Annotated in this window: 20 protein-coding genes and 1 tRNA gene; 8 read left to right on the top strand and 13 right to left on the bottom strand. The window is 62.8% G+C overall.

Annotated elements, in window-relative coordinates:
- Window positions 1–12: 12 nt before the first annotated feature.
- From JW929_06605 to JW929_06575, 7 genes are all read left to right on the top strand, one after another.
- Window positions 13–2,667: an AAA family ATPase gene (locus tag JW929_06605; GenBank protein MBN1439064.1), complete on the top strand. Its 2,655-nt coding sequence runs from the start codon at window positions 13–15 to the stop codon at window positions 2,665–2,667.
- A 97-nt stretch (window positions 2,668–2,764) separates the two neighbouring features.
- On the top strand, window positions 2,765–3,514 hold the full coding sequence (locus tag JW929_06600; GenBank protein MBN1439063.1) for a Mut7-C ubiquitin/RNAse domain-containing protein: 750 nt from the start codon (window positions 2,765–2,767) through the stop codon (window positions 3,512–3,514).
- Entirely contained in the window at window positions 3,507–4,445 is a 939-nt protein-coding gene (locus JW929_06595) for a radical SAM protein (protein ID MBN1439062.1), read from the top strand. The genes JW929_06600 and JW929_06595 overlap by 8 nt, the downstream gene beginning before the upstream one ends.
- A gap of 384 nt (window positions 4,446–4,829) precedes the next feature.
- The gene (locus JW929_06590; GenBank protein MBN1439061.1) at window positions 4,830–5,156 is read left to right on the top strand and encodes a hypothetical protein; all 327 of its coding nucleotides are present in this window, start codon (window positions 4,830–4,832) and stop codon (window positions 5,154–5,156) included.
- 53 nt (window positions 5,157–5,209) lie between these two features.
- Entirely contained in the window at window positions 5,210–5,575 is a 366-nt protein-coding gene (locus tag JW929_06585) for a hypothetical protein (GenBank protein ID MBN1439060.1), read from the top strand.
- A gap of 101 nt (window positions 5,576–5,676) precedes the next feature.
- Complete coding sequence (locus JW929_06580) at window positions 5,677–6,360, top strand: response regulator transcription factor (GenBank protein ID MBN1439059.1); 684 nt, start codon at window positions 5,677–5,679, stop codon at window positions 6,358–6,360.
- Between the two features lie 2 nt (window positions 6,361–6,362).
- Window positions 6,363–7,700, top strand: coding sequence for a HAMP domain-containing protein (locus JW929_06575; protein ID MBN1439058.1), 1,338 nt, complete (start codon window positions 6,363–6,365; stop codon window positions 7,698–7,700).
- A 331-nt stretch (window positions 7,701–8,031) separates the two neighbouring features.
- Here the strand turns inward: JW929_06575 and JW929_06570 are convergent, their stop codons facing one another.
- Window positions 8,032–9,009, bottom strand: a complete 978-nt coding sequence (locus tag JW929_06570) for a hypothetical protein (GenBank protein ID MBN1439057.1) — start codon at window positions 9,007–9,009, stop codon at window positions 8,032–8,034.
- 196 nt (window positions 9,010–9,205) lie between these two features.
- Window positions 9,206–11,002, bottom strand: a complete 1,797-nt coding sequence (locus JW929_06565; GenBank protein MBN1439056.1) for a PD40 domain-containing protein — start codon at window positions 11,000–11,002, stop codon at window positions 9,206–9,208.
- Between the two features lie 46 nt (window positions 11,003–11,048).
- Here JW929_06565 and JW929_06560 point away from each other — a divergent pair, with 46 nt between their 5' ends.
- On the top strand, window positions 11,049–11,345 hold the full coding sequence (locus JW929_06560; protein ID MBN1439055.1) for a hypothetical protein: 297 nt from the start codon (window positions 11,049–11,051) through the stop codon (window positions 11,343–11,345).
- Window positions 11,346–11,878: 533 nt separating this feature from the next.
- Here the strand turns inward: JW929_06560 and JW929_06555 are convergent.
- The 11 genes from JW929_06555 to JW929_06505 all read right to left on the bottom strand — a co-directional run.
- The gene (locus tag JW929_06555) at window positions 11,879–12,040 is read right to left on the bottom strand and encodes a hypothetical protein (GenBank protein MBN1439054.1); all 162 of its coding nucleotides are present in this window, start codon (window positions 12,038–12,040) and stop codon (window positions 11,879–11,881) included.
- On the bottom strand, window positions 12,037–13,440 hold the full coding sequence (locus JW929_06550) for a hypothetical protein (GenBank protein ID MBN1439053.1): 1,404 nt from the start codon (window positions 13,438–13,440) through the stop codon (window positions 12,037–12,039). Before JW929_06550 ends, JW929_06555 begins: the two co-directional genes overlap by 4 nt.
- A gap of 1,533 nt (window positions 13,441–14,973) precedes the next feature.
- Window positions 14,974–15,351 carry a 50S ribosomal protein L7/L12 gene (rplL, locus tag JW929_06545; GenBank protein MBN1439052.1) on the bottom strand — a complete coding sequence of 126 codons (378 nt, stop codon included), beginning with the start codon at window positions 15,349–15,351 and terminating at the stop codon, window positions 14,974–14,976.
- 111 nt (window positions 15,352–15,462) lie between these two features.
- On the bottom strand, window positions 15,463–15,990 hold the full coding sequence (rplJ, locus tag JW929_06540) for a 50S ribosomal protein L10 (GenBank protein MBN1439051.1): 528 nt from the start codon (window positions 15,988–15,990) through the stop codon (window positions 15,463–15,465).
- A 322-nt stretch (window positions 15,991–16,312) separates the two neighbouring features.
- Window positions 16,313–17,029, bottom strand: a complete 717-nt coding sequence (locus JW929_06535) for a 50S ribosomal protein L1 (GenBank protein ID MBN1439050.1) — start codon at window positions 17,027–17,029, stop codon at window positions 16,313–16,315.
- Between the two features lie 235 nt (window positions 17,030–17,264).
- The gene (rplK, locus tag JW929_06530; GenBank protein ID MBN1439049.1) at window positions 17,265–17,693 is read right to left on the bottom strand and encodes a 50S ribosomal protein L11; all 429 of its coding nucleotides are present in this window, start codon (window positions 17,691–17,693) and stop codon (window positions 17,265–17,267) included.
- Window positions 17,694–17,760: 67 nt separating this feature from the next.
- Window positions 17,761–18,336, bottom strand: a complete 576-nt coding sequence (nusG, locus tag JW929_06525) for a transcription termination/antitermination factor NusG (protein MBN1439048.1) — start codon at window positions 18,334–18,336, stop codon at window positions 17,761–17,763.
- A gap of 149 nt (window positions 18,337–18,485) precedes the next feature.
- Entirely contained in the window at window positions 18,486–18,692 is a 207-nt protein-coding gene (gene secE / locus JW929_06520; GenBank protein MBN1439047.1) for a preprotein translocase subunit SecE, read from the bottom strand.
- A 116-nt stretch (window positions 18,693–18,808) separates the two neighbouring features.
- Window positions 18,809–18,882: transfer RNA gene (locus JW929_06515), tRNA-Trp, on the bottom strand.
- Between the two features lie 64 nt (window positions 18,883–18,946).
- Entirely contained in the window at window positions 18,947–19,114 is a 168-nt protein-coding gene (gene rpmG, locus JW929_06510) for a 50S ribosomal protein L33 (GenBank protein ID MBN1439046.1), read from the bottom strand.
- A 42-nt stretch (window positions 19,115–19,156) separates the two neighbouring features.
- A partial coding sequence (locus tag JW929_06505) for a hypothetical protein (GenBank protein ID MBN1439045.1) occupies window positions 19,157–19,245 on the bottom strand: 89 nt, incomplete at its 5' end.

Genomic DNA, 19,245 nt, shown 5'->3' with positions numbered 1-19,245 from the left:
AGGAAACCGCCGTTGAACCGCGATGTCCTGCTCGACAGCAAGACCATCGCCCCGGCTTTGCGCCCCAACCTGGTCTCGCGTACCCGACTGCTCCGCCGGCTGGAGGCGGGGCTCGCCGTCGGCCGCGAAGTGACGCTGGTTTCCGCCCCGGCGGGGTTCGGAAAAACCACCCTGCTTTCGGAATGGGCGCACCGCGCCGAAAGGCCGGCTTCCTGGCTGACCCTCGAGGAATCCGAAAACGACCCGGTGCTGTTCCTCCGCTATCTGGTCGAATCGATCCGCAAGTCGGTTCCCGCCGTCAGCCCCATCCCGTTGCAGCTGCTGCAATCCCCGCAGGGAGCCTCGCCGCTGACCCTTCTGGCCCCGCTGTTGAACGACCTGGCCGCCTCCGAAAAGCTGCTGCTGATCCTCGACGATTACCACCTGGTGACCGCTCCGGCTTCGCATGCCGTCGTCGAATTCCTCCTCGACCACCTTCCTCCCTCCGTCCACCTGGCCTTGGGAACGCGCGAGGATCCGCCCCTGCCGCTGGCGCGCCTCCGCGCCCGGGACCGGATCACCGAATTGCGCGAATCCGACCTGCGCTTCACGCTGACGGAAACGGAGGAATTCCTCGCCCGGACGACGGGCTTGAAGGTGCCGGCGGCGGCGGAGACGCTTGAGGCTCGCACCGAGGGCTGGGTGGCCGGGTTGCAGCTGGCGGCCTTCGCCCTGCAGAAGGAGCGGGCTCAACCGGAAAAATTCCTGGCCGCCTTCTCCGGCGACCACCGCTACGTGATGGACTACCTGGTGGTGGAAGTGCTGGAGCGCTTGCCGGAGGAGATCCGCGCCTTCCTCCGCCGCACGTCGATCCTCGACCGCTTGAGCGCGCCGCTGTGCGACGCGGTGCTCGACGGCTCCGGCAGCCAGGCCCTGCTGGAGCAATTGGAGGCTTCCAACATTTTCCTCTTCCCGCTCGACGAGCGCCGCGAATGGTACCGTTACCACCGCCTGTTCGCGGAATTCCTCAAGGCCCGGCTGGCGCCCGAGGAGGAAGGCCGGCTGCACGAGCGGGCGGCGGCCTGGTTCGAATCGCACCGTATGCCGTCCCTCGCCGTGCGCCACGCGCTGGCCGCGGGGGCGCTTTCGGGGGATTACGTGGAAGCCGCGCGCTTGATCCGGCTGGCCGCCGAGGACGGTATCCGCGAGGGACGGGCGCAGACCCTGATCGGGTGGCTGGATTCCCTGCCCAAGGATTTGCTGTACGCGGACCCCGAGCTCGCGCTGTATAAGGGCTGGGCGCTCACCCTGGGCGGGGATTTTTCCGGGGCGGAAGCGCTGGCCGGACGCGCCCTCCGCATCCTTGCGGATCGGACCGGATTCGAATCGACGCGCGGGAAGGCCTTCCTCCTGCAGGCGTTCCTCGCGCTGATGGCGCGGATGGACTATCCGGAGACCATCCGCCTGGCGACCCGGGCGATCGAGGATCTTCGCGGCCGGGAGGATCAATGGCTGCCGATGGCCTATTGGCTCTTGGCGGAGCCGCACGAGCGGATGGGCCGCGTTGAGCAGGCGATCCGCACCTTGCAGGAATCCCGCCAGGCTCTGCCGGCTTCGCTTTCGCACCTGTTCACCGACCTGGTCGACATGATGCTGGTCTACGACCTCAACCTCGCCGGCCGGCGGCGGGAGGCGCTGGCGGTGTGCGAAGAAACGATCCGCCAACGGGCTTCTTTCGGGGAGACGGGATCCCCCACCAGCTGCATGCTGCTCGCCCGCCGGGCGATGCTTTACTATGAAGCCGATGACATCGAGCGGGCGTCTGCGCTGTACGCGGAAGCCCTCGAGTACGGCATCCGCCACCGCCAGGAACCGTTCGTTTCTTTCGCCCGCGGGATCTGCGCGCCCATCCTCCTGGCGCGGGGGGAGGCGGACTCGGCGCTGGAAGCGCTGGACCGGGCGGCCGCGCTCGCGCGGCAAACCGGCCTCACGGACGTTGGGACGATCCTCGCGGCGCAGGCCGGCATCCGCCTGCGGCTCGGCCGCCTGGATCAGGCCGCGCGCTGGGCGGAGGAGGCCGGCTGTTCGACCGCGGAGGAGCCGCAGTACATCCGGCTGGATAGCCACCTAGTATTCACGCGCTGGCTGATCGTCCGCGGCGCGCATGCCGAGGCGGTCGCCTGGCTGGAGAAACTGCGCGCTTTCCTCGAAACCGGCGGCATGCGCCGTCCGCTGATCACGGCCCGGATCCTTTCGGCGCTGCTGGCCGAGAGGACCGGCGATCCGGCGGCCGCACGCGGTTTTCTCGAGCGGGCCCTGCAGGCCGCCGCGCCGGAAAATTACCTCCGCGCTTTCCTCGACGAAGAGGAGCGCCTCTTCGGCTTGCTGCCGTCCGTCCGCGGTGCGGAAGCGCCCTTTGTGGACCGGCTGGTTTCCGCCCGCAACCGATTGGCTTCCCGGCCGATCGCCAAGCCCGCGGCCGAGGATCTGCCCGAGCCGCTGAGCCCCCGGGAGATCGAAATCCTCCTATTGATCGCCAAAGGCCTCTCCAACGCGCAGATCGCCGAGCGGCTGGTGATCGCCCTGGCGACCGTCAAGCGCCACGCCCAAAACATCTTCGGCAAGCTGGGCGTGAACAGCCGCACGCAGGCGGTGGCGGAGGGGCGGAGGCGGGGGCTGATCGGGTAAGGGCCGCAGGCGGCGGGCTCGACGCCCGCCTCGGCCTCGCGTCGATGCGATGTCCCGGCGTGATCCCGGCCGGGAGCGCTTCGGTGTCATCAAAAAAATGTCCCGTGCAACCTTCCGCTTCTACGCCGAGTTGAACGATTTTCTGCCCCCCGCCCGCCGCGGGAAAGCCTTCTCGCATGCCTTCCAGGAACGGGCGGGGGCGAAGGACGCGATCGAATCGCTCGGGGTGCCGCACACCGAGGTCGACCTGATCCTGGTCAACGGCCGTTCGGTGGATTTCCAGCATCCCCTGCACGACGGCGATTCGGTCAGCGTCTACCCGGTGTTCGAATCGCTCGACATCCGCCCCGTCCTGCGCCTGCGCCCCGAACCGCTGCGCCGACCGGCCTTCATCCTCGACGGGCACCTCGGGCGTCTGGCCGCCTACCTGCGCCTGCTTGGGTTCGACACGCTTTACCGCAACGATTTCGCCGACGGCGAATTGGCCGAGCGTTCGGCCGCCGAGGGGCGGATCCTGCTCAGCCGCGACCGCGGCCTGCTCAAGCGCTCGATCGTCACCCGCGGCTATTGCGTCCGCTCCGACTCTCCCCGCCGGCAGCTGCGCGAAATCGTGGACCGCTTCGACCTGGCGCGGAATTGCGCCCCCTTCCGCCGCTGCCTGGCCTGCAACGGATTGCTCGCGCCGGCGGAACAGCAGGCCGTCGCGGACGGGGTGCCGCCCGGAATCCGCGAGCGGTTTGACGAGTTCTACCGCTGCGGCGGATGCGGAAGAATCTTCTGGCCGGGTTCGCACTACGCCCGCCTGCAATCCATCCTGCGCGAGGTCCTGGAGCAACCGCATGCCTGATCCGTCGCGGGAATTCGAGCCGGCCTACCGGAAACTGCCGGAGGGGGAACTGCGGCGGCGGGCGGCGGAAGCCGCCGCCGGCCTGGCGGATTGCCGCTTCTGCCCGCGGGAATGCGGCGCGGACCGCGCCGCCGGAGGGGAGGGATTTTGCCGCACCGGCCGCCGGGCCCGGGTGAGCAGCTTCTTCCCCCACTTCGGGGAGGAGGATTGCCTGCGCGGCCGCCGGGGAAGCGGGACCGTCTTCTTTTCCGGATGCAACCTGCATTGCGTGTTCTGCCAGAATTTCGACATCAGCCAGGGCGGAGCGGGCGAGGAATGCGGCCCGGCGCGGATCGCGGCGATGATGCTGGAACTGCAGGCGCTCGGCTGCCACAACATCAACTGGGTCACCCCCGAACACGTCGTCCCGCAGGTATTGGAAGCGCTCGCGCAGGCCGCGGAGGGCGGCCTGTGTCTGCCGATCGTCTACAACACGTCGGCCTACGATTCACCGCACAGCCTGCGCCTGCTGTCGGGGATCGTCGACATCTACATGCCGGATTTTAAAATCTGGGATCCGCAGCTGGCGAAAACCTACTTGCAGGCGGAGGATTATCCCGCAGCCGCGCGCGCCGCCGTTCGCGAGATGCACCGCCAGGTCGGGGATCTGCAGTTGAACGAGCACGGGTTGGCCGTGCGCGGGCTGCTGGTCCGCCATCTGGTGATGCCGGACGGCGTCGCCAGCACGCCGGAGGTAATGCGCTTCCTGGTAGAGGAAATCTCCCCCGATACTTACGTCAACCTCATGGCGCAATACCGCCCCGCGGGAAAGGTCCACCGGGGATCGTTCGACCGGATCAACCGGCCGATCACTGCGGAGGAATACGACCGCGCCTTCGCCGCGGCGCGCGCGGCCGGTTTGCACAGGTTCGACCAACGGAGCCGGTTCTGATTCCTGGATCGACCTGCCCGGGAACAGCATAATCCGATTTTGGACTCCGGTTTTTAAAAGCCTTTTTATATCTCCCCAGCACCCCGTCCCTGCCCTTTCCTCACCCCCAACCCACACAACCCCTTCCCCCTCTCCTTACAAAAGTCGGGAGAGGGGGAAAGCCTGTCTTCGAGCGGTGCGGGGGGAGGGACAGGGGATAGGGGTGAGGATGGAACAGAGCAGGGTTTCTTTTCAATATTACTGAGGCTGAGTAGAAACACCAATTTTCTTCTTCCGGAAACATGCGGAATTTTCCAATCCAAACTTTATAAAATCTTCACACGTCCGGCTTATGCTCCGATCAGGAACGCGGGTCAAGCCCGGCCCCCGTTCGGGGAGGGTTTCATGCGCAAAGTGTTGATCGTAACAGCCGTGGCCGTTCTTGCCGCGGCGTTGGGCGTCGGCGCGGCCTACGGCGGAAGCCGGCTTTTGGAAACGTATCGAAGCGACATCCTCCAAGCCGTCTGCGGATCGGACTCCCCGGCCCCGGAAATGCCCTGGCGATTGCGGGGCGGCGGACCGCAATCAGGCGGGCGTTTTCCCGGCGGTCCGGGGTATCGGAACGCGGATCCGGATTCGGCGGAGAAAACGCAAAGAACCAAACCGGCGGAATCGGATCGGATCGGCCGCCGCGGTCCGGATGGCTGCGTTTGCGAGGAATCGTCGGATTAACGCAAAGGTCGCCGGTCGAGAAACCCCGCCGGTGAAGAATGGGAGTGAAAAAAATGAAAAATACCTGGAAGTGGATTCTCTTCGGATTTGCGGTCTTCCTGCTGGCCTTCTGCATCGCCCTGCCGTTGTTCGGCGGCTTTCCGGCGGCGGCGATGCCCCGCCTCATCGGATCCAGAATGATTCACCGCGGGATGATCGGCGGCGGTTTGCTTGGAGGAGCCGGCTCTCTGTTCCGCCTGGCCTTCCCCCTGTTGGGGATCGGCGGATTGGCGGCCCTGGTCTACGCCCTTCTCAAACGGCCCGCGCCTTCTCCGGCGCCGGCCGCGCCGGCCGCGCCGGTGGAGCCATGCGCATACTGCGCCAAGCCCCTCGATCCGGGGTGGGTGGCATGCCCGTTCTGCGGCAAGAAGCGCCGCTAAGCCTTCGCCAACCGGCGGCGGATTCCCGGATCCTTCCGGATCCGGGAATCCGCCGTTGCGGCCGGAAGAGGCCATCCCCGCTTTCCCATATAATGGAAGCTATGGGCGCCAAAATCCTAGTTGTGGACGATGAACCTCAGCTCGTGCGCGTGGTCCGCTCCTACCTGGAAAAAGCGGGGTTCCAGGTTTCCGCCGCCTATCGCGGCGATGAAGGATTGCAGGCCTTCCATGCCGAGAATCCGGATCTGGTGATCCTGGACCTGAACCTGCCGGGGATGGACGGGCTCGATGTAGCCCGCGAAATTCGCCGCCAGGGGCAGACGCCGATCCTGATGCTGACCGCCCGGGTGGAGGAAACCGACCGGCTGGTGGGGCTCGAGCTGGGCGCGGACGACTACGTCACCAAGCCGTTTTCGCCGCGCGAGGTGGTGGCGCGGGTGCGGGCTATTTTGCGCCGCGCCCGGGGCGGGGCGGATTCAGCCGAAGTGATCCGCATCGCCGATCTGGAAATCGATCGGAACCGCCACACGGTCCGGCGCGGGGATCGGGCGCTGGAACTGACCCCCACCGAGTTCAGCCTGCTCTCGGCGATGGCCGCCCGGCCGGGAAGGGTGTTCACCCGCATGCAGCTGCTCGAAGCGGGCCAGGGCGCCGCTTACGAGGGGTATGAACGCACGATCGACGTCCACATAAAGAACCTGCGGGCAAAAATCGAACCGGACCCGAAGCATCCCGTCCGGATCCTGACCGTGTTCGGGATCGGCTACAAATTCGCCGAAGCCTGACGATGCGCCTCGCGACGAAAATCCTGCTGGCCTTCGCCCTGCTGCTGCTCTCGACCCTGGCCGCGGTGGTCTTCTTCACCGGCCGCACGGCCGGGCGCGAGATGCGCGGCGCCCTCCTGCAAAACGAGATGCTGCCCAACCACATGCTGGCCCGCGAGCTGGCCGCCTACTTCAGCGCCAACCAATCCTGGAACGGCGCCGAGATCGTCCTTAGCGCACCCGGCCCGATCCAACAAATGCGCAACGCGCGGTGGCTGGTGGTCGATTTGGACGGCAGGGTGGCGGTCGACAGCGCCGGGGAACTGACCGGGGAGCCGTTTGAGATGCCGCCGGAAGCCGTATCGGTGCCGATCCGGCAGGGCGAGCGGATGTTCGGACAGCTGGTGTCGATGAGCGGCTCCGCGCGCAATCCGGAGGAACCGCTGCTCTCGGCGGTGAACCGGGTGCTGTGGGGAACGGCGGCCACCGCCGGAATTGCCGGGCTGGCGATCGCGCTCGTCCTCAGCCGGAGCCTGACCTCGCCCTTGCGCCAGCTCACCGCCGCCGTCCGGCGCTTCGCGCGCGGGGAGCGCGGCCTGAGCCTGCCCGCGCCCTCCGGCGACGAGGTCGGCGACCTGACCCGCTCGTTCCAGGGAATGATGTCGGAAATCGAGCGGCAGGAGATCCTGCGCAAGGAAATGACGGCCGACATCGCCCACGAACTGCGCACGCCGCTGTCGGTGATCCGCGCCAACTTGGACGCCCTCTCCGATGGAGTGTATCCGCTCACGACGGAGAACCTGACGCCGATCCGCGAAAGTGCCGAACTGCTGGACCGCTTGGTGGAGGAATTGCGGACGCTCGAGTTGGCCGACGCCGGCCGGCTGGAGCTCGAAAAAAGCGAAGTCGACCCCGCGCGGCTGATGCGGCGCGTGGCCGCCCGCTTCACCCCGCGGGCCGAAGCCCGCGCCCAGAAGCTCGAGATCCTGCCGGCGGAGGAGCTCCCGCCGCTCGCGGCCGACCTGCAGCGGCTGGAGCAGATCCTCGGCAACCTCCTCGACAACGCACTGCGCCATACGCCCGGCGGCGGAACGATCCGCCTGGGCGGAGTTACCAACGGCACGGCGGTCAGTATATTCGTGGAGGACACCGGCCCCGGGATCCCGCCCGACGCCCTCGCGCGAGTCTTCGAGCGCTTCTACCGTTTGGATTCCGGGCGGGCGCGGGACGAAGGCGGATCCGGCCTGGGGCTGGCGATCGCGCGCAAGCTGGCCGAGGCGCACGGCGGGACGCTGACCGCGGAGAACCGGGTGGAAGGCGGCGCGCGGTTTGTGTTGAAGATTCCGGCGAAGCCGGAGTAAAGCATTGGACAGGATTAACAGGATTTTTCAGGATTGACGGGATTTTTCTTTTGTCAACTGCGCCGCCCCCATAGCGGCGCAGTTTATTCCAGATGATAGTCCATCCCATCCCACCTCCCCTTCCAGACTCTCCAATAAAAAGGTTCCGTTGTAAATCCCGGACGCAATGAATATCTCGCGAATAAACTGCCGCGCGCCAAGCCCCCCGCTTCGCGAGGACAGGCGCGGGGTATTCATCATCCCGCGAAAGCGGGATAATGATCTGCTATGGTCCATGGTCAGGTTCTACTTTGGTCCATCGTCAAGTTTTCCGATGGCCGATCGTCGCTGGTCAACGGTCGAAGAATCGTTTGAACACCCGGCACACCGCCAGGTCCAGCCAATACGGCAGTTTCTTATCCGCGCCGGAAAGCAGCTTGAGTGTCCACCCCCCGTCTTTCCGCTGACGCTCGGCGAACCAATCCAATCCTTTGCGGATGTCCGGATCGTCCGCCGGAAAACCAAGCCGGGAAAGCGTATCCAGCGCGGTGAGCAGATCGGTGAACCAGAATGGAAAGCGGAATCCGGTCCAACATTCGGGCGTCCGGCGGTCCACGTAGGTATCGGATTGGAATAAGCGCGACGCCAGCAGTTTTCCGGCCGAGAGGATCTCCGCGTCGCCGCGGTGTTTTTCGGAAACCGCGAAGGCCCGCAGGACGACCCCGGTGGCCAAGTGGGAAAACGGCTTGGCGCGGTCCGGCTCGAGCGTCTTCGCATTCATGAAGGCGGCGTCCAACTTGGCCTTGGTCGCCGTGCGGAAGGGGATCGCCCAGCCGCCGTCCGCCTGGCGCACGGAAAGCAGCCAGCGCAAGCCGCGGCGGATACGCGGATCGCGTCCGTATCCGGCCTTGATCAGCAGTTCCATGATCCCGGCCGAATAATTCGGCGCGTATTGATTGCCGTAGATCCCGCGGAAATCGCCGGCTTTCGTCTGGCGGGAGAAGAGGAACTCCGCCGCATTGCGGAGCGCCGGGTGCTTGCGTGTGAATTCGAACTTCTCCACCAGGAAACCCGCCTGGCGGTAGGTCTCGATCTGGTCGTAATCCTCCCTGCTGCGCGCGGTCGTGGCGGGGGCGGGATATTTCCAGCGGCCGTTTTTCATCTGGCCGCGGAGGATTTTCTGCGCATCGCGCAAATCCCACAGCTGCTCAACCGGCCCGGGATCCTCGCCGAGCAGGTCGCGGTGCGCGAAATACGCCACCGGCTCGCAGCCGGATTCGAGCAGGATGGGAATGGGATTGTGGGGGAGATGTTTGCGCCAGGAAGACATGGTCACCTCAAAGACCAAGGCGGTCTTGGAGACCGCCTCGGTCTGCGCGAATCCATTATAAGCACAACTCCTATAGTGATAAAAATAAACCCCTTGCGGGTTTTTTTATCAGAGGCGGGAGTGGAGCTACTTGACTTCCACGCTCGCCCCGGCGGCCTCGAGCTTGGACATGTGCAATGGAGCTAAAGCCGCCAGGCTACAGAATCCCCCACAGACTTATCGTACCGTCCCTCGATCCCGAAGCAAGCAACTTTCCGTCCGGCGAGAAAGAAACAGCCAATACCGAATAGGCATGCTCCTTTAGCGTCGATATCAGCTTTCCATCCGGGAGACTCCAGAACTTGATGGTGCCGTCATGCGACCCCGAAGCCAGCAGTTTTCCATCCGGCGAGAAGGATAGGCTCCAATAATTATCCTCAGCCTGCCACAGAGTTCGCAACAGCTTTCCGTCAGCCACCTTCCAGATGTAGATCAATCCATTATGACAGCTCAAGGCGATGTAATCCCCATCCGGGGAGAAGGACATATTAGATGAGTATCCACATGGTCCACCCAGCCTCTGCACCAGCGTGCCAGTGGAGACGGTCCAGAGTTCTACTGTCCCAGCCCACCAAGACCGCAAAGCCAGTTGCTTTCCGTCGGGCGAGAAGGCTGGTTGATCGGGCATTCTGCCGTCCAGCGATCGAACGAGCGTCCCATCCGCGACATTCCAGATTTTCCCCGATCCCGATGCCAGCAGCTTTCCATCCGGGGAGAAGGAAACACCCTCCGATTCATCCTCAGTAACTCTTTCCACCTTGCCATCCGCAACATTCCAGATCCTGACCGTCTTGTCTCCACGCGATACCGATGCCAGCAACCGTCCATCCGGCGAGAAGGATATTTTCGATATATAGCCTGTATGCCCCTGCAGCGTCCGGATCAACATTCCATTCGCGACATTCCATATCTGCACGTCATTGAAGGAACCTGATGCCGAAGCCAGCAGTTTTCCGTTCGGTGAGAAAGTAACGTCAGACACCCAACCCAATTCCACTCCAAAAATATTCGCTAATTTTCCGTCGTCGACGTTCCACATCCTTATTTCGCCGCCTATCGATCCCGAAGCCAATTGCGTCCCGTCCGGCGAAAACGACAACCCTTTCACCCAATCGGTGTGCCCGCTTAGCGTTCGAACTAGCGTGCCATCCTCGGCATCCCAGATCTTGGCCGTGTTGTCTTCGTACGAGCCCGAGGCCAGCAACTTTCCATCGGGGGAGAAGGATACACTGCTGACCCCATATGACTTGACGCTTTCCCCTTCCGGAATATCCCGCATTGTGCGCAGCAATGCGCCGTCCGTGGAATTCCAGATCCTGACCGTGGCATCCCCCGAGCCCGAAGCCAACCATCGTCCATCCGGGGAGAAGGATACGCTTCTTACAATGCCGATACGCCCCCCTATTGTACGGAGTAGCGTGCCTTCAGCGGCACTCCAAATTCTGATTCCGCCGTCATCCGAACCAGAGGCCAACAGTCCCCCATCCGGCGAGAAGGAAACGCTATTCACCCCTGCACCGTGACCTTCTAAAGTTCGGATTAAAACGCCTTCAGCCACATCCCAGATCTTGATCGCCTTGTCATCCGAACCCGAGGCCAGCAGCTTGCCGTCCGGCGAGAAGGCAACACCGATCACAATATCGTTATGTCCATCGATGCTCCACACCGGAGTGCCATCGGCGGCATTCCAAATGCCGACGGCGCCGCACCTGGATCCCGTAGCCACCAGCTTGCCGTCCGGCGAAAAGGACATGCTGATTAAAAAGGAATCCAGGTTTATTAGGTGGGTAGTCTTTCCGGAGGCGGTATCAAAAAGGTCCACGCCGCGCCAATTCCCCGCCGCGACGGTTTTTCCATCCGATAAATAGGCAATCTGAAGGACGACGCCCGATCCGACCCGCGCCCATTCGCCGATGCCGGAAATGTTTTCGGCGGTGATGGGACGCGTGAGCAACGGGAACGGCACCGGTGTGTTTTGCGGAGGGAGGGTTTCCGTCTGCGTGAACGTGCTGGTCGGAGAAGAAGTCGATGTCTGGGTGGGTTTGTGGGTGTGCGTGGCCGACGGCGCCGCTTTCATCCTTTCCGTGGACGACGGCATAGGTTGCGGCAAGCGACTCCCGCTGCAGGCCGAACCGAGAATCGCGATGCCAATGACGAACGGAGCAATTATCTTGTTCCTCTTCAACAAAGACCATCCTCCTCGCCGGGCGTTTTTTCACCCGATCCTTGGTTTATTAATTATATTCAGTTACAGCTATCCAAAAATAAAATCCGGATCCGCGGGACCCTCCGAATAACCTATGGAATCATGGCGATTGCTTTGCGAGCGGCAAGGTAATGGGGATTCTTCCGGATAGGTGTATTTGCGCTATTGAAAAGAAAACACGGTTTTTTTATGGACGACTCTGTAGTAATTAATTCATTTATATTACGCAGTATGATACACCGAAAAGAGTCGAAATAATGAATTATTTGTACTCCAAATCCGTGTATCCCTTCTTCTCGGCGCCTGCCCCGTGAGCGATTTTTATGAACGGGGAGATCCGCGTACGAATTTTACGGACTGTCTAAATAAAAACTGTTTCCACGGAATCCGCCGTTAATAATGGAACCCTTAGGGTCCTCCGGACCCTAAGGGTTCCATTACAAACCAGAAACCCCCTTGCAGGGGGTTTCTGGTTTTGCTGGAATCGGGACTACCTGACTTCCGCACTCGCGCCGGGGGGTAACCGTGACAATCCTCACCGACCTCCGGGGAAACAACCTCGGCATCCTCCAAACCCGCCAGGCCGTCCGCCGCTTCCGGTCAGGCGGAAAACATCCGTAGATGTCACCTGCTGAGGAAGCCTCCGAACGAGCGCAGGCTCTCGATCATCCGTCGGACCGGCCGGATGGCGGCTTGCGAGGCGACGGCCGCCGCAACCTCCAACGACGGGCCGGCGCGGGAGCGGTTCTCCGGGATAATTCCGTCCCCTTTCCCGGCCGGCGTCACCCGGATGCCGCATTCAGCAGTTCTTCAAATGCCGCATCGTCGATCGGAAACTGCAATGCCCGGAACTCATCCCGCAGGTCCGCGGAAAAGGCGTACGAAAGGGCGGCCACCATCCACGTCGCCCGGAAAGCCTCGGCGGCGGGCGAATTGGCGCCTGCGGAATACCGCGCGTGCCAATCCGGGTTGAACTTCTGCAGCAACACCATCATCCGTTTCACCGGTTCGCGGTATCCGCTCCCATCCGCCTCCGCCCGTTCACAGAATTTGTACGCGATCGTCATGAACGTGCCGAAGGTTTCATCGTCGGCAGTGGCCGGATCGTTCCACGAATGGAACGATTTCCCGGCGGCCAGGTAATCCTCGTAGCCACTTCGCGTCACCGCCATGGACGAAAGCGCAGACTGCCGGATTTCCGCCGCCAGTCCGTCGTCCAGGCCGAACTCCCCGGCCTTGCGCAGCAACTCGTACGCCGTGGCGTGGGCGAAAATATTGGCCAGGGTCTCGGAGTAGATCGCGTTCGCGTTGCCGTCGATCTTGCCGCCGGTGTAATACGCCGCCGGGCTGTTGAGCGTGAAATTATGGCCCATTTCGTGGAAGAACGAGCTGTATTGCAGAGTCCCGCTCAGACCGTATTCCCCCGAGGCGAGACTGACGGGGTCGGTGAACCACAGCGAATACATTCCTTGGGCAGAGGGATCCATCAACAACACCTGGGGGAAGCCGTCCTCGCCGGTGTATACGTTTTCGTTGGCGAAATCGTACTGGAGGTAGGCCGCGAGGGAGAGCACGTACTCAACAGCCTCGCGGGGGGTCAATCCACCGGCGAAAAATTCATCAGTGAAGGTGGTCAGTCCGCCCGGCACGGCGTACAGTCGGCTGGTCAACTTCGGCTTTTGGACGGGTATGGTTACGCGGAGATTTTCGGGCAGCGGGATGGGCTCGATGACGGGGGGCGCAAATCGCACCAGCAGTTCGGCGGCACCGGTGTCTGTTTGGGAGTAATGGGCCGTCACCGCGACGAGGTAGTTTTTTCCGGTGTCCGCATACGTGTGTTGACAGGGAAACCAGGCGTCGGCCGTTTCCCCATCGCCCCAATCCACCGTGAACGGCGCGGTCGGGCTGTTCATGTCGGCCCCATTGACGACAACCTTCCCACTGTGCGGATCGAGCTCCTCGATCCAAAGACTCAGCTGGGAGGGATGTCCCGTCAGCTGTTCCTGGAAACTGAATTGCGTGGGCTCCGGCGTGGGGGTCTGGGTCGCCGTGGGGCTGAAGGCGGCCGTCGCCGACGGTTTCGGATTCGCACCTGCGGTCGGCATCTCCGCCGCCGGAAGGGACACGTCCGGGGCGGATTCCGCCGCCGCGCAGGACGCCAGAGCGAGCGACAATCCAAGAAGCATTATTCCTCTATGAATACGGTCCATGGGTCTCCTCCTGCCCGGCGGGAAAAATTAATCCAAGGAGGCTTTGCGACGTCACCGGTCCGCCGCAGGCCAAAGCCGAATTATAACCTCTTGCGGTAACGGACCGATCCGCCGCCGTTGGCCCGCCGATCCGCAAGGCTCCCCGTCACCGTTTCCGTCCGCCCCACCGCGCGATTAATCTCATTCCTGTCCCGGAGGTTTTTTATTCCGCCGTCTTCCGAACCCCGGCCCAGCAGGGTTCCATCCGGCAAGAAAGAAACACCACATCCAGCATCGGCATGCCCATCGATGCTTCACACCGGAGTCCCGTCGGCGGCGTTCCAAAGGCCGAGGGTGCCGTACCGGGATCCCGCAGCCATCGGTTTACCGGCCGGAGAAAAGGACAAACTGAGGAAAAAGAAATCCGTGTTTGGCAGCCGGATTATCTTTCCGGACGCGGAATTAAAAAGACCCACGCCGCGCCAATTCTCTGCCGCATAGGAAATCTGGAGGACATCACCCGCTCCGATCCGCGCCCATCCGCCGATTCCGGAAATGTTTTCGGCGGTGATGGGACGAGTGAACGGCGGGAACGGGTTCGGTGTGTTTTGCGGAGGGAGGGTTTCCGTCTGCGTGAACGCGCCGGTCGGAGAAGAAGTCGATTTCGGAGTGGGTTTGCGGGTGCGCGCGGGTGACGGCGCCACTCCCACCTCTCCGTGGACGACGGCATCGGTTGCGGCGATGGGGTCCCGCCGCAGGCCGATCCGAGAAGCGCGATGACAGTCACAATCAGAGCGAGTATCTTCCTGCTTTTTAAAATCGGCCCCTCTTCCCGCCGGACGGTTTTTCGCCCGATCCTTGATCATTTGTTATTACTCTGCTGGCGATCGTCATGCCGGCGCCCGCCCTCGGCGTGTTCTTTGCCGGGGGTGAAATTAGCCGGCATCCAGTAAATCTTCAATAAATACCGGGCCCCGGCTTCGAACCTCGCTTCCCTCGCTTCCCTCGCTTCGCGAGAGCAGGCGCGAGGGCGGGCGCGAGGGCGGGCGCGGGGAAGCCACGCCGGGGTGACGGACAAAACCAATAACACCGGTGATGTTATGCTGAGATTATTCAGTCGAAATAAGCTGCCTGTGCAGTTAAACAAAACCACTATTTGTATTCTATATCCGTGCAATCCCTTCTTTTCGGCGCCTGCCCCGTGAGCGGTGTGTGCGAACGGGGGAAATCCATGCATGCTTATTCCGGCCTGAGGAAAAAATTATTTTTTTCCCGAAATTCGCGTTTGGAACCCTTGGGGTCCTCTGGACCCTAAGGGTTCCAATTAGCAGGGTGTTGAAAAAGCTTAGCGATGTCATTGCGAGCCCCGCCCCGCGCCGGGGCGGGCGAAGCAATCTCCCTCTTTTTCCAGCGAAGGGGATTGCTTCGCTCCCTGCGGTCGCTCGCAATGACACCCTTTATGGGCTTTTTCAACACCCTGTTAGAAAAAAAACCCCCTTGCGGGGGTTTCTGATTATGCTTGAAGCGGGATTACTTGACTTCCACGCTCGCACCGGCGGCCTCGAGCTTGGCCTTGGCGTCCGCGGCGACGTCTTTGGTGACCGCATCGAGGACCTTGGAGCCGGCGGCCTCGGTGAGTTCCTTGGCTTCCTTGAGCCCCAGGTTGGTCAGCTGGCGGACGACGCGGATGACGTCGATCTTCTTCGCGCCGGCATCCTTGAGGATGACGGCGAACTCGGTCTTTTCCTCTTCGGCCGCGGCGGCGCCGCCCGCGCCCGGCGCCATCGCCACCGCGACGGGAGCCGCGGCGGTGACGCCCCATTTTTCCTCGAGCGCTTTGGCCAGGTCGGCCGCTTCGATAACGGAGAGCTTCGAGAGCTCGTCCACGAGTTTCTGGATGTCAGCCATTGCAAAACATCTCCTTTATTTCCTCACCCCCCTACCCCGTTCCTCTTTCCCCTCGCCTGACCGAAGTCAGGAGAGGAGCAAGGGGCGGGGAAGAAAGGTGAGGGAAGTTTTTCAGGCCGTTGCCTGTTTCTGCGAATACGCCTTGCACACTCCCACCACGTTGCGCGCCGGGGCGGAAAGCACGCCCGCAATCTTGCCGGCCGGGGCTTTGAGCACGCCCGCCAGCCGCGCGCGGATGACCGGCAGCGGCGGCAGCGCGGCGAGGGTTTTCACCTCGTCGGCCGAGAGCGCCTTGCCGTCCAGGTATCCGCCTTTGACCTTCACGAACTCGGATTCCTTTGCGGCGTCGACGACCGCTTTGGCAATCCCGACGATGTCGGCGACGCCGAAGGCGATCAGCGTGTTGCCGTCGATTTTCCCGCCGGGCAGGGCCAAACCCGCTTCGCGCATGGCGATCGCGGCCAGGGTGTTTTTCACCACGCGCACTTCCCCCTGCGCGTCGCGCGTTTTGCTGCGCAGGGCGTTCATGCCGGGGGCGGCCAACCCGCCGTATTCGGCCAGGACCACGCCCTGGCTTTTTTTCAGCAATTCGACGGTCTGGGCTACCCGTTCCTTCTTCTGTTCTTTGGTCAGCGCCAAGAGAGTCACCTCCTTTCCAAAAAAAAGTCTTTGCTTCGCATACGAAGCAAAGACTTCCTTTTCGGACCCCCGCCGACGGTGGGGGTGGAGTGGAAATCTTCACCTCGGCAGGGCTTCTTCCCTCGACAAAGCTCGGGACGCCTGCTGTCTGCGGCGAAGCGTTGTTTCAGCGGCCGGGATTATAACACCAAACCCGGCGCCACTTTCCTCACCTCCATCCCCCGTCCCCTTCCCCCCTTCCTGACTAATGTCAGGAGAGGGGGAAGCCTGTCCTCGAGCGGAGTGAGGCGAGGGTGCAGGGGTGGGGGGTGAGGAAGGATTTTTACCCGACTTCCATCGCCTGCGCCGCGGCTGGATCGACGTGCACGCCGGGGCCCATGGTCGTGGCCATGACGATTTTGCGCAGGAAGATGCCCTTCACCGCGGCCGGCTTGGCGCGTTTGATGGCTTCCATGAGGGCGGCGAAATTTTCATAAAGCGCCTTTTCCGAAAATGAAGCCTTGCCGATGCTCACATGCAGGTTGGCGGTTTTGTCGAGCCGGAACTCGACCCGCCCGGCCTTGGCTTCCTTGACCGCCTTGGCGATGTCCTCCGGCGGGACGACGGTGCCGGCCTTGGGATTGGGCATCAGCCCGCGCGGACCGAGCACGCGCCCGAGCTTGCCGACCTTGGCCATCATCTCCGGCGTGGCGATCGCCACGTCGAAATCCGCCCAGCCGTCCTGGATTTTCTTCACCATGTCATCGCTGTCGGCGATGTGCTCCGCGCCGGCCTCGCGGGCGCTATTCGCGGATTCGCCGGCGGTGAAGACCAGCACGCGGATGTTCTTGCCCAGCCCATGCGGCAGGACGACCACGTCGCGCACCTGCTGATCGGCCTGCTTGGGGTCCACCCCCAGGCGCATGTGCACCTCGACCGTGGCGTCGAATTTGGTGATCGAAGTGGCCTTGGCCAGCTTGACTGCGTCCGCCGGGGAGTAAAGCTTTTCCGGATCCACCTGTTTGGCGGCGGCCAGGTATTTCTTTCCATGATCAGACATTTTTTCTCCTTGTGGTGCCAGTCCCGTATTCGCTTCCACTCCCGGTCGGCATCTTCCTGGAGAACGGATCCCGGTGCATCCGCGGAGGGAATTCCCGGGCGACCCTATGGCGAAGGCGGGGCGGACGGGCCGATTTTTGGCGGCCCTCCCACGTAGTTGGATCCACGGAGCACGCGGCGGTCACGCAACGGAAAAAATTCTGCGCGACCTTCCGCGGCCTGCGCGGATTAATTATTTATTTTTCCTCGATGGTGATGCCCATGTTGCGCGCGGTGCCTTCGATCATCCGCATCGCGCCCTCGAGGTCCACCGCGTTCATGTCTTTCATTTTCACTTCGGCGATCTCGCGGACCTGCTTGCGGGTGACTTTGCCGACCTTGTTGCGGTTGGGTTCGCCGGAGCCCTTTTCGAGCCCGGCCGCCTTGCGCAGCATCACCGGCGTGGGCGGGGTTTTCAGGATAAAGGTGAAGGAGCCATCGGTGAAGATGCTGATTTCCGCCGGAATGACCTCCCCCGGACGCCCGGACGTGCGGGCGTTGTATTCTTTGCAGAAGGCCATCAGGTTGATTCCGTGGCCGGCCAAAGCCGGACCGATCGGCGGAGCCGGGTTGGCCTTGCCGGCTTCGATTTGCAGACGGACGACGACTTTCAATTTTTTTGCCAAGGGATTCTCCTTGTGGTAGTAACGGGCCTTTGGGACGGCCCTCCCACGAAAAAATTTTGGGGCCGCGTCAGGCTTTTTCCACCTGCAGGAAATCCAACTCCACAGGCGTTTCGCGGCCGAAAAACGAAACCAGCACCCGGACCTTGCCGCGGTCCATATCGATGCTGTCCACGGTTCCGACGAACTCGTTGAAGGGTCCGTCGACGATCCGCACCTTCTGCCCGGCCTTGTAGGTCGGCCGGACGGTCGGGGTCGTGGTTTCCATCCGCTTCAGGATCTGCGCCACCTCTTCCGAACGCAGCGCGGTGGGGGTGTTGCCCATGCCTACAAAGCCCGTCACCCCCGGCGTGTTGCGGACCACGAACCAGGATTCCTCGGTCAGGACCATCTGCACCATCAGGTAGCCGGGGTAGACCCGCTTCTCCACGGTGCGGCGCTTGCCGTCCTTTACCTCGATCTCCTCGACGGTGGGGATGATGATGTCGAAGATCTTGTCCTTCATGCCCATCGTCTCGATCCGCTGCTCCAGGTTGTGGCGCACTTTGTTTTCCTGGCCGGAGTAGCAGTGCACCACGTACCAAGCGCGCCCGTCGCCGGGCTCGGCGGTTTCGGGGGCCGGCGCCGCTTCCTCCGGCTGGGGCATCAGCGGGTTGACGAGGGGGGCGGCCGGTGCGGGGGAATCCGAAACCGGCCGGCTGTCGGCGGATTCTTGAATCCGCTCCTCTTCCGACTGCCGGGGTTCCTCTTGCTCGCGTTCCGGATCGTCCCACATGACGGCTTTCTTCCCCGTTCCTACGCCAGCAACAGGCGGAATACCTCGGTGAGAATGGCGTCAATCAAGCCGAGGAACAGGCTGCTGGCGATCAACACCACCATCACGATCGCAGTCAGGCGCAGGGCTTCGTCCCGGGTCGGCCAGGAGACCTTGCGCAATTCTCCCACGGTTTCGTTGACCAGCCGGACGATGACGTTCGGTTGTTTGGCGGATGGTTTCGGCACGATACCCTCGCTTGTTTCTTGGACGAATGGATCTCCGCCGACCCAAGGCCCGCGGGCGGGCGCGAAGCCCGCCCGTGCGGCGGTTGATGCGGACGGCCGTCCGCTTCCGAATCAGGCAGGCCAGGCAGGAATTGAACCCACAACCCCCGCTTTTGGAGAGCGGTGCTCTGCCAAATTGAGCTACTGGCCTGTGTTGCGGCGCGCCAATGCGCGCCAGGTAGGGGGCGCAGCGACTCCACGCCCCCGCGAATGCATTATTTCGATTCCTTGTGCAGCGTGTGCTTGCGGCAGCGCGGGCAGAACTTTTTCAGCTCTAGCCGCCCCTGGTCGTTGCGCCGGTTCTTCTGGGTCGTGTAATTCCGCTCCTTGCAATCGGAGCAGGCCAGGGTGATCACCGGCCGGACATCCTTCGATTTCGCCATTTCTTATGCACACGGGTGGGGTTGGTCCCCGCCCCGCTCCTTTCAGTCGATGATTTCGGTGATCACGCCGGCGCCTACCGTCAGGCCGCCCTCGCGGATCGCGAATTTCGAACCCTTCTCGAGCGCCACCG

It is taken from the genome of Anaerolineales bacterium (assembly GCA_016928575.1).
GTDB lineage: Bacteria > Chloroflexota > Anaerolineae > Anaerolineales > RBG-16-64-43 > JAFGKK01.
The sequence above is the reverse complement of the archived record's forward strand: the minus strand, read 5'-3'. Positions and strand labels throughout refer to the sequence as shown.